The sequence below is a fragment of the Modestobacter sp. VKM Ac-2985 genome, assembly GCF_026967925.1.
Classification (GTDB): domain Bacteria; phylum Actinomycetota; class Actinomycetes; order Mycobacteriales; family Geodermatophilaceae; genus Modestobacter.
The window spans coordinates 945,893-960,888 of sequence record NZ_JAPVBI010000003.1; the positions used below are offsets into that span (position 1 = coordinate 945,893).

The 14,996-nt window shown below is 75.8% G+C and carries 13 protein-coding genes; 1 reads left to right on the top strand and 12 read right to left on the bottom strand.

What is annotated here, in order from left to right; all coding sequences use genetic code 11:
- Positions 1-80 precede the first annotated feature (80 nt).
- Complete coding sequence (locus tag O2V61_RS20485) at positions 81-1,478, bottom strand: MFS transporter (protein WP_269185111.1); 1,398 nt, start codon at positions 1,476-1,478, stop codon at positions 81-83.
- Positions 1,479-1,711: 233 nt separating this feature from the next.
- Between O2V61_RS20485 and O2V61_RS20490 the strand changes: the two genes are divergently transcribed.
- Positions 1,712-2,671 carry a hypothetical protein gene (locus O2V61_RS20490; protein WP_269185112.1) on the top strand — a complete coding sequence of 320 codons (960 nt, stop codon included), beginning with the start codon at positions 1,712-1,714 and terminating at the stop codon, positions 2,669-2,671.
- Positions 2,672-2,675: 4 nt separating this feature from the next.
- Here the strand turns inward: O2V61_RS20490 and O2V61_RS20495 are convergent, their stop codons facing one another.
- The 11 genes from O2V61_RS20495 to O2V61_RS20545 form a co-directional block, all read right to left on the bottom strand.
- On the bottom strand, positions 2,676-3,278 hold the full coding sequence (locus tag O2V61_RS20495; protein WP_269185113.1) for a TIGR03086 family metal-binding protein: 603 nt from the start codon (positions 3,276-3,278) through the stop codon (positions 2,676-2,678).
- 32 nt (positions 3,279-3,310) lie between these two features.
- The gene (locus O2V61_RS20500; RefSeq protein WP_269185114.1) at positions 3,311-3,958 is read right to left on the bottom strand and encodes a response regulator; all 648 of its coding nucleotides are present in this window, start codon (positions 3,956-3,958) and stop codon (positions 3,311-3,313) included.
- Positions 3,955-5,208 (bottom strand): sensor histidine kinase, encoded by a 1,254-nt coding sequence (locus O2V61_RS20505; RefSeq protein WP_269185115.1) that lies wholly within the window; start codon positions 5,206-5,208, stop codon positions 3,955-3,957. Before O2V61_RS20505 ends, O2V61_RS20500 begins: the two co-directional genes overlap by 4 nt.
- A gap of 77 nt (positions 5,209-5,285) precedes the next feature.
- Positions 5,286-6,488 (bottom strand): hypothetical protein, encoded by a 1,203-nt coding sequence (locus tag O2V61_RS20510; RefSeq protein ID WP_269185116.1) that lies wholly within the window; start codon positions 6,486-6,488, stop codon positions 5,286-5,288.
- A gap of 115 nt (positions 6,489-6,603) precedes the next feature.
- Positions 6,604-7,017, bottom strand: coding sequence for a hypothetical protein (locus O2V61_RS20515; protein ID WP_269185117.1), 414 nt, complete (start codon positions 7,015-7,017; stop codon positions 6,604-6,606).
- Positions 7,014-7,160 carry a hypothetical protein gene (locus O2V61_RS20520; RefSeq protein ID WP_036337061.1) on the bottom strand — a complete coding sequence of 49 codons (147 nt, stop codon included), beginning with the start codon at positions 7,158-7,160 and terminating at the stop codon, positions 7,014-7,016. The genes O2V61_RS20515 and O2V61_RS20520 overlap by 4 nt, the downstream gene beginning before the upstream one ends.
- A gap of 20 nt (positions 7,161-7,180) precedes the next feature.
- Positions 7,181-8,158, bottom strand: coding sequence for a siderophore-interacting protein (locus O2V61_RS20525; RefSeq protein WP_269185118.1), 978 nt, complete (start codon positions 8,156-8,158; stop codon positions 7,181-7,183).
- 112 nt (positions 8,159-8,270) lie between these two features.
- Positions 8,271-8,666: a very short patch repair endonuclease gene (locus O2V61_RS20530; protein ID WP_269185119.1), complete on the bottom strand. Its 396-nt coding sequence runs from the start codon at positions 8,664-8,666 to the stop codon at positions 8,271-8,273.
- 65 nt (positions 8,667-8,731) lie between these two features.
- Complete coding sequence (locus O2V61_RS20535; protein WP_269185120.1) at positions 8,732-12,190, bottom strand: TM0106 family RecB-like putative nuclease; 3,459 nt, start codon at positions 12,188-12,190, stop codon at positions 8,732-8,734.
- A gap of 104 nt (positions 12,191-12,294) precedes the next feature.
- The gene (gene phaZ, locus O2V61_RS20540) at positions 12,295-13,104 is read right to left on the bottom strand and encodes a poly(3-hydroxyalkanoate) depolymerase (RefSeq protein ID WP_269185121.1); all 810 of its coding nucleotides are present in this window, start codon (positions 13,102-13,104) and stop codon (positions 12,295-12,297) included.
- Positions 13,101-14,867 carry a PHA/PHB synthase family protein gene (locus O2V61_RS20545; RefSeq protein ID WP_269185122.1) on the bottom strand — a complete coding sequence of 589 codons (1,767 nt, stop codon included), beginning with the start codon at positions 14,865-14,867 and terminating at the stop codon, positions 13,101-13,103. The genes phaZ and O2V61_RS20545 overlap by 4 nt, the downstream gene beginning before the upstream one ends.
- Between the last annotated feature and the right edge of the window lie 129 nt (positions 14,868-14,996).

A 14,996-nucleotide genomic window follows, 5' to 3' on the forward strand; every position in this document is an offset into this window, starting at 1 on the left:
CCCCGCCGGTCAACGGGGTGCGACGTGCTGGAACACGTTGTTCACACCCGCCCCTGCTGAGCCCGGTGACCTGCCTGCGGTCAGCCGACCTCGAGCAGCTGCAGGTCGCGCACGTAGCTGCAGGCGCCGACGTTGGCGCGGGCCGCTGCCGGGCGGAGCACCACACCCACCGGACGCAGCACCACCGCCACCGGACGCCGGCCGAACAGCACCGGGTAGGTCCAGCCCCGGCGGGGCAGCACCGGGCGCCGCACCTGCTCGCCCTCGATGCCGAGCACCAGCACCGCGGCCAGCACCGCCATCAGCGCCACCGTGCCCAGCGCGGCGGGCAACCCGGCGTGCTCGGCGAGGAAGCCGATCACCGGCGGACCACCGAGCAGGCCGGTGTACCCGACGGTGGTGGACAGCGCGACGCCCGAGGGCCCGCCGAGGGCACCGGCCCGGGCGATGGCCAGCGGGAAGACGTTGGCCAGCCCGAGACCGACGACCACGAAGCCGGCCAGCGCGACGGGCAGCGACGTCGTCGTCACCGCGGTCAGTGCGCCGGCCGCGGCCAGCAGCGAGCCGCCGACGAGCAGCCGCCGCTCACCCAGGGCGAGGACCAGCCGCCCACCGGCCAGCCGGCCGGCCGCCATCGCCGAGGAGAAGCCGGCGTAGCCGGCCGCCGCCAGAGCCGGAGCGGCGGCCAGCTGCTCGCGCAGGTGCAGCGCACCCCAGTCGCTGAGCGCGCCCTCGCCGTAGGCGGTCGCCCCGGCCACCGCACCCAGCAGCACGAGGACGCCGGTGGGACGGGGGCCAGGTGCCCCGTCGACGGCCGGCGCCAGGCCGGCGGTCGGCAGGGGCTGGGACGCGTCACCGCGGACGAGCACCGGCCCGGCCCAGGCCATCACGACCAGGCCGACGACCGCCACGGCCGCTAGGTGTGGCGCCACCCCCATCACGGCGGAGGCCAGCCCACCGAGGAGGGCACCCACCAGGCCGCCGCCGCTGAAGGCGGCGTGCAGCCCGGACAGCAGCGGCCGTCCGGCGCGGGCCTCGACCTCCACCCCGACGCTGTTGGCGGCGACGTTCACCGCGCCGGTGACGGCGCCGAACAGGAACAGCCCGGCGCACAACGCCGGAACGGTGCCGGCCAGCCCGGGCAGGACGGCGCTCACGCTCGCCGCCACGCCGGCCAGCGCGGCCAGCCGGCCGGTGCCGAACCGGGCGCACAGCGCACCGGTGGCCTGCATGCAGGCGAGCGCGCCGAGCGACAGGCACAGCAGCGCGATGCCCAGCGCGGTGTGGCCGGCGCCGGTGGCGGCGCTGACGTCGGGGACCCGGGCGGCCCAGCTGCCGAAGACGAAGCCGTCGAGGCCGAAGAGGAGGGCGACGGCGACCCGCAGCCGGCGCAGGGAGGGTGGGCCGGATGGCGGGACGGCTCGGGCGAGGGCCGACCGGAGCAGACCCGGAGCCCGGGCAGGCGGACGAGTGGGCACAGAGATGACCATGGAAGACCTTCGGGGAGTGGGCGCGCAGCACCGCGGAACGGCTGGCGGGGGTCGGGGAGGAGCACACGACCTCGGGCGCTGGGTTCCACGGTGCCACTCGGACGCGCGCACTGCGTGTCCATCCGGTGTACAGACGGCGTGAGAGCGCGCACGGTGTCGCACCCCACGTCCCGCCGGCCTCTGCGGTTGCCGGACCGGCGCCGGGGGCCGAGGGTCAGGACATGACCGGGACCTTCGCTCGTGGGCTGCTCGCCGGCGCCGCCGGCACGACCGCCCTCAACGCGCTCACCTACGTCGACATGCTGCGCCGCGGCCGTCCGGCCAGCAGCGTGCCGGACCGGACCGCCGCCGCGCTCGCCTCCGCCGCCGGGGTGGACGTGCCCGGCAGGGGGGCGGCGAGGGAGGCCCGGACCAGCGGCCTCGGTGCGCTGCTGGGGATCGGCAACGGCCTGGGCGTCGGCCTGCTGGCCAGCCTGGTCCGCGCCGGTGGCGTGCGGATGCCCGGACCGGTCGGCACGGTCGTCACCGGCGCCGCCGCAATGGCGGCCACCGACGGCCCGACGGCGGCGCTGGGCGTGACCGATCCGCGCACCTGGACGGCCTCGGACTGGGCGGCCGACGTCGTGCCCCACCTCGCCTACGGCGCCGCGGTGCAGGCCGTCGTCTCCGCGCTGCCGACGCGCAAGGAGCGGGTCCTGGTCAAGCAACGCGCATCGGCCGGGCTGGTCGCCAGGTCGCTGCTGCTCGGCACGGCGGCCGGGTGCCGCAGCTCCCTCGGGCTGGCCGCGCCGACGCTCACCGCCGCCGACACCGGCGTCGTCAAGAAGCTGGGCTCCCTGGTCTCCGTGGGCGGTGAGGTCTACGCCGACAAGCAGCCGGGCATCTCGCCGCGGACCAGCGCTGCGGTCCTCCCCGCACGCCTGGCCAGCGGGGCCGCCGGCGCCGGGCTGCTCGCCCGGCGTCAGGGGCAGAACGCCGCGCTGCCGGTGCTGGCCGGGGCCGCCGGTGCCGCCGCCGGCTCCTTCGGCGGCCTGGCCTGGCGGCGCTGGGCCGCGGACCTGATGCCGGACTGGCAGGCCGCGCTGATCGAAGACGGCGTGGCCGTCGTCCTGGCGCTGTCCGCCTGTCTGCCCGGCCGCCGGCGCTCCACCCGGTTGCGCGTGGTCAAGATGGCCGACTGACCCGTCAGGCCCGCCAGCCGGGGTCGCGGCCGGTGAGCCCGAGCGCCCGGTCGAAGGCGGGGGCGTCGGCCGGCACGGTCACTGCGGGCCCGTACCAGCCGCCGTCCCGGCCCATCGACGCCAACGGCTCGACCGCCGCCAGCACGGCCTCCCCCAGCTCGGCCGGGACGTCGTAGCCCGCGCCGACCGCACGGGCCAGATCCCAGCCGTGCAGCGCGAACTCGGCGAGCATCAGCGGGCCGACGACGCCGGCGGGCATCGGGGTGGTGCCCAACAGCGTCTCCCCCTCCCAGGCGGCCGGGTCGGCCCAGGCGTCGGCCGCGGTGTCCAGTTCGACGGGGACGGCGCCGGCCCACTGCTCGACCGGGACGCCGTCCAGGAACGGGGCCGGCCGCAGGCTGGTCCCGTCGTGCTTCAGCGGCATGCCGGTCGCGGCCCGCTGGGACAGCAGGGCGGCCCAGGCCAGGTGGTCGACCAGCGCGCGGACGTCGTAGTCGCCGCACGGCGTGGGCGCGGTGAGCTGCTCGGGGCCGACCGCGCCGAGCGCGGTCGCGGCCAGGTCCGAGGCGGCGCGCACCGCGGCCGACGGGCTGAGGGGGGAGGTCATGCAGACAGCCTGCACCGTGGCCGCTGGGCGGCTCACCCGGGGACGAAGCCCGAGCGGTAGGCGAGCACGACGGCCTGCGTCCGGTCCCGGGCCCCGGTCTTGGCGAGCACCCCGGCGACGTGGGTGCGGACCGTCTCCACCCCCAGGAACAGCTGCCCGGCGATCTCGGCGTTGCTCAGCCCCTGGGCCATCAGCCCGAGCACCTGGCGCTCCCGCTCGGTCAGCCGCGCCAGCCCCGGCGCAGCCACCGGGTCGGCCGCGCGCACCTGCCGCCGGGCCAGTTCCCGGATGGCGTCGGGGAACAGCAGCGACTCCCCCCGGGCCACCGTCCGGATGCCGTGCAGCACCTCCTCGGGGGTCGACCGCTTGAGCAGGAACCCGTCGGCGCCGGCGGCCAGCGCAGCGAAGACGTGGTCGTCATTGGAGAAGGTTGTGAGCACCAGCACCCGGGTGGGCGAGCCGGCCCGCACCAGCGCCCGGGTGGCCGCAATCCCGTCCACCCGCGGCATCCGCACGTCCATCAGGACGACGTCCGGCGATGTCCGTCCGACGAGGTCCAGCACGTCGGCACCGTCCCCCGCCTCCCCGACCACGGACAGGTCCGGCTCAGCCCCGATGACGGCGGACAGGCCGCGACGGATCAGCGGCTCGTCGTCGACCAGTGCCACCCGGACGGTCACCGGACCGCGCTCCGGGCGTGTACCGGCAGCCGTACGGCGAGCTGCCACCGGCCGTCGGCGGCGACGCCGGCCCGCACCTCGCCCCGGAGGTCGCGCACCCGTTCCCGCACGCCGCGCAGCCCGCGCCCACCGCCGGACCCGGCGGCCGCGGCGCCCCGCCCGGTGTTGGCCAGCACCAGCTCGAGATCGTCCCCGGCGGCGTCGACCACCAGCCCGCAGGCGGTGTCCGGGGCGTACCGCAGCACGTTGGTCAGCCCCTCCTGCACGATCCGGTAGGCCTCCCGGGAGACCAGCGCCGGCAGGCTCTCCACCGTCCCGCGGACCTCCACCGAGACCACTGCACCGGCGGCCCGGGCGGTGCCGACCAGCTCGGCCAGGTCGCGCAGGTCGGGGGCCGGGGCGACGTCGGCGGCGGCCTGTTCCTCCTCGCGCAGCAGGCCGAGCACGTGGTCCAGGTCGACCAGTGCCCGCCGCGTGGCGTCCTCCGTCGCCCGGATGGCCTCCTCGGCGGCGACCGGGTCGCGGCTGAGCAACCGGCGGGCGGCGCCGGCCTGCACGCTGGCCAGGCTCAGCGCGTGCCCGACGCTGTCGTGCAGCTCGCGGGCCAGCCGATCCCGGCCGGTCAGCACCGAGACCGAGGCCTCGGCCGCAGCCAGCCGCTCGGCCGTGGAGCCGGTCAGCAGCCGGGGGGCGACCGCGGCCAGGCCCCGGCCGAGCAGCTCCCCGCCGGCCGCGACGAGCAGCAGCAGGCCGGCGGCCAGCCCGGCCCGGGCCGGCCATCCAGCGGGCACGGCCATCCCCAGCAGGTCGTCCGCCCCCGCGCCGCCCGGCACGGCCACCAGCAGCACGGCGGACGGCACACCGATGACCAGCAGGGCGCCGGCGACCGTGCCGGCCAGCACGTGCAGGGCCAGCAACAGCGCGGTGCGGACCCGCTGCGGCGCGGTGGTCGACGGCCCGGGGCGGTCGGTAAACCCACGGGCCAGCAGCCCACCGACCGCGACCGCCTCCACCGGCCGGACCTCGGCGAGCGCGCCGACCGCCACGACCGGGGCCGCCACCAGCAGCGCCACGAGCACCCCGATCAGCACCGGCGGCAGACCGGACGTGGCAATCACCTGCACCGGCCAGGCCAGCACGATCCCGACCGCCACTCCGATGGCCCCGCCCAGCAGCAGGTAGAGCCAGCGGTGCAGCGAGCGGCGCACCGCCGGGACCACCGCTGTCCGAGCCACCACCTTCCGAGCCACCACGCCATCCTCTCCGGCCGGACAAGACCCGGCCGATGCCCGCGCCACCCGATCGGCGCGGGCATCGGGGGGCCCGGTCAATCGCGCACCGACAGCGCCGACTCGCCCTGCCCGCAGGTGGCGCACGGACCCCGGCGCCGGAACGCGTACCCGGTCACCGCCGCGGCCAGCGCCAGCCCCCAGGGGAGCGTCGGGAAGACCAGGACCAGAGCGGCGTCGCCCAGATCGCCGGCCAGCAGCCGCTCCACCGCCATCGCCAGGAACGCCGGGCTGGCTGCCAGCAGGGCCACGGCGACCAGTCCGCCGGCCAGTACGGGGACCCGCACCGGCACCGGCCGGTCGTGCAGCCCGGGCAGCCACCGCGGCCAGACCTCACCCCACGGCTGGATCAGCCCGAGGGTGAGCACCGCTCCACCGAGCGCGGCGAAGCCCAGGCCCAGCCCGAACAACCGCATCTGCGGCTCCAGCACCACATCGGTGGGCATGCCCACTGGCCACGGGGTCAGCCAGGTCATCCGCAGCAGGGCGTACGGCAGCGGACCGGCCACGGCGATCCAGGTGGCCACGGTCCCCCAGCGCCGGGCCGCCTCCGGTCGGGTCCACGCGGCACCGGGGCGCCCACAGACCGCGCACCGGCCGGTCGCCGACCGCCGCAGCAGCATCGCGGTGGTGCCCCAGATCGTGGCGCCGGCCAGCAGCAGCGCCAGGTGGAGGTGCGGCATCGCATGCTCGGTGAAACCGGAGCCCAGCTCGCCGGCGAGGTCGGTGACCGTTCCCGGCCGCAGCAGCCCGGCGGCCATCCCGGCGGCGAGCACGACAGCCACCCCGATCAGCCACGGCCGGGTGCGCCGGTCCCGCGCCGCCCCGACGGTGAAGACCACCAGGAAGGTGGCCGGGCCGACGATCGCGGCCAGGTAGCCCAGCAGCACCAGCGAGCCGAGGTCAGTGGCGAGCCCGCCGAGGACCGCAGCCTGCACCGCCATGGCGGCCACCAGCAGAGGCGATCCGTTCCGCTGGCGGGTCAGCAGGGCGAGGACCAAGCCGGAGCCAGCGAGAGCCAGCAGGGTCCACGCCGTGGACGTGCGATCGAGCAGGGAGAGCACCCCGTACCGCTCGTCGGCGTCCAGTCCGGGCCAGCTACCTGGGTCCAGCAGCCAGCGCAGGGCCACCAGTGCGTGCAGCACGCTCCAACCGACGCCGGCGGCCAGCAGCCGGCGGACCGTGGGCGTGCTGTGGCCGTCAGCATGGGCTGGGGCGGCGGGTGCAGGGTCGAGGGTCACGGTGGACCTCCGGATCAGCGGCCCGGGTGGGTCCCGGGGTCGCCGTCCAGCGTCGTGAGCGCGCTCGACCACCGGCTCCCCCGCTCGGGGGACCTGCCTCCGCCGTGCGGGTGTCTCAGCCCTCGGCGGGAGCGGCCGCTCGGTCGGCCGCGGCCAGCAGCCAGCCTGGCCCGGCGATCCGGGCGACGGCGGGGAGCCGGTCGCGCAGCCCCCGGTCGGCGGTGACCACCAGCAGGTCGTCGTCGCCGTCGGCGAGGTCGGCGGCGGTCTCGGCCAGCGCGTCGTCGCCGCTGCCGGGCGCCCGGACCACCCGCAGGCCGGCCGGGGCCGCGACGTCCCGGGCCTGCCCCTCGACCACCGCGACCAGTGCGGTCACCGGAACCGGCTCGCCGTCGGGCCCGGCCAGCTCCCGGCCGGGCAGCACTGCCAGCTGCTCCAGCAGCCGGGCGGTGGCCCCGGCCCGATCACGCCACCAGCCGTCGGGCCGGGACCCGACGGTGTTGGCGACGTCGACCAGCAGGACCGTCATCGTCGTCGGGACGCGCCGAGCACTGCGGTGGCGACGAAGAAGAGCAGGCCGACGATGGCGAGCCAGAACAGGCCCTCCACGATCACGCCGACCACGGTCACGGCGACCCAGACGAGGAGCAGCAGGAGCAGGAGACGGAGCACGGGTCCGACCGTAGCGAGGGTCAGCTGCCCTCGGCTGCGCCCAGCCGCCAGTAGCCCATGAAGGCCACCGAGGTGCGCGGGACACCGAGGTCGCGGACCAGGCGGCGGCGCAGCTTCTTGACCATGCCCGCCTCCCCCGCCAGCCAGGCGTAACAGCCATCGGCGCCGCCCTCGTCCGGCACCTCCCAGAGGACGCCGCCCGCCAGGTCGACGTCCTCGACCTCCTGCCCGGCGGTGCGGGCGGCCACGCCGAGCTCGCAGAGGGCGGCGTGCACCGCCGTGCCGAGCGCCTCGCCGGGGGCCCGGCTGCCGCGGACGAGCCAGCGGACCTCCACCCCCGGGGGCACGGCGAGCGACAGCACGTCCCGGGCCTCGGGGACCTCGAGCACGGCGATGGCGCGCCGGCCGGCGGGGAGCGCCTCCACGATCGCGCTGATCGCCGGGACGGCGGTCTCGTCCCCGGCCAGGAACAGGGGGCCGTCGGCCGGCGGGGCCCACTCGACTCCCCAGGGTCGGCCGGACTCGGCCCGGCTGGGTCGGGGCCGGTCGGGGCCCAGCACGACGATCGGGTCGCCGGGGACAGCGGCGGCGGCCCAGCTGGCGGCCGGGCCGGAGTGTCCCTCCTCGACCCCGTGCAGCACCACGTCGACGTCCAGCTCGCCGAGGTCCGGGCGGGCGGCGCGCACGGTGTAGGTGCGGAGGTACGGACGGCGCTCGTCGGGGAGCGCGCAGTAGTCCTGGTACCAGGTCGGGCCGTCGGTGAGCAGATCGGTGACCGGGGCGCCGTCCCGGGAGAGCACCAGCTTGATCCGCTGGTCGTCACCGGCCGCACCGAAGCCGGTGAGCTCCGGGCCGCGGAGGGTGAGGCGGAGGAAGCTGGGGCTCAGCCGCTGGACGCGCCCGACGGTGGCGCTGAAGAAGCGGTAGCTCGGTGCGGCGACCGCCGGTTGCGGCTCGGTGAGGTTCTCGAGAACCGCCGTTCCGGCACGTCCGGTCATCGCTGCTCCCGCGCTCGTCGTGACCGGCTCGTGCGTAACCGGACGATGGTGAGGCTAGCCTAACCAGGGCATCGAGGGAACGCCCGGAGCAAGAAGGACTGCTCGAGGCCGCTCACCGAGCGCCCGGCGCGCGTCCCAGCGCGGCGCAGATGGCGTCCGCGACCGACTCCGGGTCCTCGTGCTCCCAGAAGCGCAGCACCCGCCACCCCAGTTCCGTCAGCACCGCGTCGGTGCGCCGGTCGCGCGCGACGTTGGCGGTCAGCTTCGCCGCCCACCACTCGGCGTTCGCCCTCGGCCAGTGGCCGCAGGTCGGGCAGGCGTGCCAGAAACAGCCGTCGATGAAGACGACGAGGCGCCGGCCTCTCCACACCAGGTCACCGCGGGCGCGGGTCTTCCGACAGGGCCGGACGTCGACCCGGTAGCGGACGCCGCGGGCGTGCAGCCGACGGCGGACTGCGAGCTCCGGCGCGGTGTCCCGCCTCCCCTGCCGGCGGAACCTCGCCCGCACCGGAGCCGACGAGGCAGCCGGAGCGCGCCGGAGGTCGACCGCTTCCGGCCCTGCGCCCGCGCTGCTCACACCTGAGTGGCCAGTGCTGATGGCGCCGGCACGGTCGCCTGGGTGGCGATCTCGACCAGCCGGCACAGGCCGTTGACCAGCCGCAGCTGCTCCGGGGTCTGCACGGGTGAGGTGAGCAGCGCCGGGCTGCCGACGAGGTAGGCAACGGTCTTCGCCCGGGACAGCGCCACGTTCAGCCGGTGCCGGTCGAGCAGGAAGTCCAGTCGGCGGGGCACGTGCGCGCCGCTGGAGGCGGCCAGGGAGAAGACCGCCACCGCCGCCTCCCGGCCCTGGAACTTGTCCACCGTGCCCACCTCCACCTCGCCCAGCCCGACCGCGGCGAGTGCGCTGCGCACCTGGTTGACCTGCGCGTTGTACGGCGTGACGACCAGGACGTCGGCCGGCCCCATCACCCGCTCGACCCCGCCGGTCCGCCAGCTCCGGCCCATCAGCCCGGCGACGAGCTCGGCGACGACGGCCGCCTCCTGTGGCGAGGCGGAGCCGTTGCCCTCGTGCACCACCGGCACCCAGCCGATCCCGGCCGGCGCTGCCCACCGGGCAGGGGCGTCGAGCTCGTTCCCGGCCGTGACCGGCGCAGGCTCCAGCTGCCCGCCGTAGGACAGCCCGGAGACCACCCGGCACAGCGCCGGCGCCATCCGCCAGCTGCGGTCCAGGAAGACCCCCCGGTCAGCGGGCAGCACCTCCTGCTCGCCGAGCACGTGCTGCAGCGCGGAGACGTCGGCGCCGTCGGGGTGGATGCCCCGGCCGGGCTGGCGCAGCTGCTGCGGGTCTCCGAGCAGCACCAGGTTGGTCGCGGCCCGGCTCACCGCCAGGGTGTTGGCCAGGGACAGCTGCCCGGCCTCGTCGACGACGAGCACGTCCAGCCGGCCGACCAGCTCCGGGCGGGCGAACAGCCACGAGGTGCCGGCCACCAGGTCGACGTCACCACCGTCGAGGGCGTCGACGACCTGGCCGTTGGAGCCGACGCACTGCACGTCGGCGTCGCGGCACCGCTGCAGCTCGTCGGCCTTCTGCAGCGCCCGGACCGGCACCCCGGCCTCCCGGGCAGCCGCCATCACCGCGTCCAGCAGGTTGCCGATCACCTTGTGGCTGGAGGCGGTCACGCCCACCCGCTTGCCGGCGCGGACCAGGTCGACGACGGCTCGGGCGCCGGTGTACGTCTTCCCCGCCCCCGGTGGTCCCTGGACCGCCAGCACCCCGCCGTCCAGCAGCCCCGCCAGCCGGCGCACCGCGGCCGCCGACTCCTCCCCCGGTTCACGCTGCGGAGCCCCGGCGAGCAGCCGTGGCGGCCGGCGCAGCAGCAGGTCACGCGCCGAACGGACGGGACCTGGGGCGTCGATGCCGCTGCCCGCCACCTGCTCGCCGAGGTCGGTGAGCGCGGCCCGGAAGAGCTTGTCGCTCGGCGGCGAGGTGGGCAGCAGGCCGGTCGGGTGCTCGAGGGCGGCGGCCGCGCGGCGCGCCAGCACCACCCAACCGGCGGTCGGGTCGATGTCGACGACCGAACTGGTCAGCCGCTTCCCGTCCGGGTCGGGCACCAGGTGCTCGTACCGGTTGCCGGCCGACACCTTCGTCTCCTGCGGCGGGAAGCGGTAGCGCCAGTGCTGCGACCGCTGCGCCGCACCGACCAGCTCGGGCGCCTCCAGCGGGCCCAGGGCCGGGGTCTCCCGCTCCAGGTCGTCGGCCGCGAGGTCGCGCAGCCGGAAGTACTCCCACCAGGCGGAGCGGGCCTCCCGGGCGTGCCACCCCAGCTGCTGGGCCAGCAGCCAGGTGGCCTCCTGGTCCGGGGTCCGGTCGGTGTCGGGCAGCCCGGCGGTCAGCCGGAGCTCCAGCTCCTCGCGCAGCTCCTGGGCCGCAGCGTTCTCGGCGGAGCCGTCCGGGTCGCCGTCCTCCGGCCGGCCCAGCCGCGCGCCCGAGGCGAGCAGCTCGGTGCGCCGGGCCTCCAGCCAGTCGCGCAGCTCCTGGGTGGAGACGCAGTCGTCGCGGTTGTAGGCCTCGATCTGGTCGAGCAGCGCCTGGTCGCGGGTGGCGAGCCAGCGCTCGAAGGCGACGATGCTCTCCCCGGCGTCGGACACGTCGGCGCCGTGCGCGCGGGTGTGCCCGCGGTAGTAGTCCTCGACCTGCTTGATCGAGTACGACTCCTTGCTCAGCCGCAGCCCCTGGCGCACCACGGCGTAGAGGTCGACGAGGACGTCGGCCCGCAGCAGCCGGTCGACCTCGGCCTCCCGGGTCTGCAACCGGGCCGACAGCGTCTTGAGCCGGGTCGGTTCGTAGGGCGCGTAGTGGAAGACGTGCATCGCCGGGTCGGCGGCGTGGGCCGCGGTCAGGTGGTCGACCAGCGCCTCGAACGCGAGACGCTCGGCCGCGGACTGGTCGTCCGCGGCCGGGTCGCAGCCCCAGAAGGCGGTGAACTCCCCCGCGGTGTCCAGGACCCCCCAGAGGTACTCCAGCCCGGCGTCGCCGGCGAACGGATCACCTTCGATGTCGAAGAACAGGTCGCCGGCGCTCGGCGGCGGCAGCAGCTCGAAGCCGCGCCCCGGCTCGCGCGGCAGGAACTCGTAGCTCGGCAGCCCGGACTCGCGCTCGGCCACCTGCAGTCGCGCCTGCTGGGTGAGCCGCTCCCGCGAGCTTCGGCCGATGGCGTCGGGCAGCTCGTCGGGGGCGCGGGTGGCCAGCGCGGTGACGGTCGGGACACCGGCCTCGACCAGCGCAGTCGCGTGGTCGCGGCGCATGAAGGCCACGAGGGACAGCGAGTCCTCCGCGCGCCAGCGCGCCGTGCAGGTCTCCCGCCAGGGGCAGACGCCGCAGTGCGCGTTCGGGTACGGCGGCGCCAGCTCCCCGTCAGCGAGCCGGGAGAGGAACCGGGTGCGGGCGGCCCGGGTGTAGGCCTCCGCGTCGGAGTACCGGAACACCAGCTCCTGCTGGTCGCCGGTGACCACGGTGAGCAGCTCGGGCGGCACGCCCTGCAGCCCGGCCAGCAGGTCGCCGTAGAGCGCCATCTGCAGCAGGGCCGGCACCTTGATCCGGCGGGCCAGCTTGGTGTCGGCGACGTCGTAGGCCCAGGCCCCCAGGTCACTGACCCGGTCGGTGCGCTTGACCAGGAAGTCGGCGTGCCCGCGCCAGGTGCCGTCGAAGAAGGTGGCCTGGTAGACGACGTCCGCACCGGCGCGCATCGCGGCGAGCGTCTCGGCCTGGGCCCGGTGCAGGCCGGCGGCGTCCTTCCCCGACGGCCCGGTGACCTCCACGACGGACAGGCCCCGGTCGCGCAGCCGCTGCACGTGCCGCTCCTCGTGCGCCATGCCGTGGGCGGCGACCAGCTCGGTCATCGGGTCGACCGCCGGCGGGCGACTGCGGGAGCCGCGGGCGACCTCGAGGGAGAGCCGGGTGAGGTGCTCGCACTCGATGAAGCCGGTCAGGTCACTGGCACTGACCACCAGCGCGCCGTCGGACTCGTACACCGTTGCCCCCGTCCCTCCCCCCGGTGGAGGAGCTGCCGCGACCGTACGGCGGGGGTACGACACGACGGCGGGGGCGCCGACCAGACCGGGTCCCAGCCCCCGGGTCAGCTGAGGAAGCGGTCCACGACCGGCGCCAGCTCCGGCGCCTCGGTGACCAGGGCGAGGTGTCCGCCGCGGTAGAGGTGCAGCTCCGCACCCGGGATCATCCGGGCCATCAGACGGGGGTTCACCGCGGGGATGATCGGGTCGTCGTCCCCGGCCAGGACCAGCGTCGGCTGCTGGATCAGCCGGAGCAGCGGCAAGCTCGTCCAGCCGGCGCCGGCGGCCAGCTGGTAGTAGTAGCCGCGCCGCGGACCCAGCCGCGACTGGGCGTGCAGCGCCTCGGCGGCACGCTCGGGGTGCTGCCGCATCGTGCCGCCGTAGATCTCCCCAGCGATGGCTCGGGCATAGCCCGGGTCGCGGTGCCGCCGCGGGGTGAGCATCTTGGACAGCACCCGTGGGTGCGCCGGCACCATGAGCGATCCCGTCCCGGTGGCGGCGAGCACCAGCCGCCGACAACGCCGCCGGTGCTGCACGGCGAACTGCTGTGCCAGTCCGCCGCCCCAGGAGAAGCCGAGGACGTCGACGGCCGCCCGGTGCCCCAACTTGGTGAGCAGCCCCGCGACGACCGGCGCGAACGTCATCATCGTGTAGGGCAGGACCGGCTTCGGGGAGCCACCCACGCCCGGGACGTCGAAGCGGATCACCTCACGCCGCGGGTCGAGCGCGTCGACGAAGGGCTGCAGGACCTCCAGGCTGGCGCCGATGCCGTTCAGCAGCAGCAGCGGCGGCAGCGTGCCGTCGCCGGGCCGCACGGCGACCCGCAGCGTCCGGCCCCCGACGGTGAGAGTGCGCAGCTCCGGTCCCCCGCTCACTTGTCGAACACGTACGTGCCGGGTGCCGCGCCCAGGGTGGGCTGCCCGCCGCCGAGCTCCGTCGGGGCGGGGACCTCCTCGCCGGACCGCTCCGCCACCCATCGGGTGTAGTCGGTCCACCACGACCCCTTCTCGGTCTGGGCCGAGGCGAGCCACTCGTCGGCGTCCGGGACGTTGGGCGAACCCGTCCGCCAGGTGGACTTGGGGTTGGTCGGCGGGTTCACCAGCGAGGCGATGTGGCCGCTGGTGGAGAGGACGAAGCGACTGTCGCCACCGAGCAACTGGGTGGTCGCGTAGCAGGACTGCCAGGGGCAGAGGTGGTCGGCGATCCCGGCGACCACGTAGGCATCGACGGTGACCGCGGACAGGTCGACCGGCGTGCCGAGCATGGTGGCCGCGCCCGGCTTCGTCAGGGAGTTGCGCACCGCCATCTCCAGGAACCCCCGATGCAGGGCCGCGGTCATCCGGGTCGTGTCGGCGTTCCAGAAGAGGATGTCGAACGCTGCCGGCGGCTTGCCCTGCAGGTAGTTGTTGACCCAGTAGTTCCAGATGAGGTCGTTGGGCCGCAGCCAGGCGAAGACCTCCGCCAGCGTCGCGCCGTCCAGGTACCCCTTCTTCGCCGACGCCCGGGTGGCCGCCTCGGCGGACTTCTCGTCCAGGAACGCCCCCACCGTGCCGCCCCGGGCCTGGTCGAGCACCGTCACCGCGAAGGTGGCCGACGCGACCCGGTCCTGCTGGCCGACGGCAGCCAGGTGGCCGAGGACCATGGCGGTGATGATGCCGCCGGAGCAGAAGGACATCAGGCCGGTCTGCTCCGCACCGGCGATCCGCTCGGCCGCGGTCATCGCGTCCAGCACCGCCTGCCCGTAGGTGTCCAGGCCCCAGTCGGCGTGCCGGGCGTCGGGGTTGCGCCAGGACATCATGAAGACCTGCTGCCCACCGCCGACGACGTGCTCGACGATGCTGCGGCCCTCGGCGAGGTCGGCGATGTAGTACTTGTTGATCGTCGGCGGCACCATCACCAGTGGGACGGCGTGCACCGTCGGCGTGGTGGGCTGGTACTGGATCAGTTCGAAGACCGGCGTCCGCAGCACGACGACGCCGGGGGTGCGGGCCAGGTCCTCGCCCACCTCGAAGGCGTCCGGCTCGACCATCGAGGGCACCCGGGGCGCCGAGGACAGGTCACGGACCAGCCGCCTGGTGCCGGACACCGCGCTGCGCCCGCCCGTGTCGATCGCCGTCTTCCAGGCCGAGGGGTTCAGCGCCGGGTTGTTGCTGGGCGCCAGGGCCTCGACGATGTTGGTCACGGAGAACCGGATCCGCTCGTCGTGGGCCCAGGGCAGGGCGGCGTCGTCGACCAGTCGGGTCGCCGTCTGCGCCGTCACCAGGTGCGCCTGCATGGCCCGCTTCAGCACCGGGTTGCCCGACCAGGCGGGATCGACGTACCGCTTGTCCTTGGCGTTCGGCGCCACCTCGGAACGGCCGAGCCCGATGCGACCCCACTCCCCGACGAGCCGGCCGGTGTGGCCGAGCACGGTGCGCGGGCGGCGGGCCAGCGCCGCGGTGAAGCGGAGACTGCTGCTGACCGGCGGTACCAACCGGCGCAGCGGCCCCAGCGCGGCGTCGGTCAGGATCATGTCCAGCCCGGTGGCCGACTCGGCGATCCGCTCCGGCTCGGCATCGGGATCGCCGCCGGTGGTCGACGCCGCCACCGGTACGGGCCGTGCGATGCCCTGCCCGGACGAGCGCGCGGGGCCGCTCACGTCGCGCTCCTCGCGCCGAGCTGAACTGACCGTGGTGGGGTGGTGCGGAGCTGGCACACGAGGGCTCCTCGTCTCGACACGCTGGTGGTCACGCGGTGGTCCATCCGGGCGTACTGGACGTGATGGACA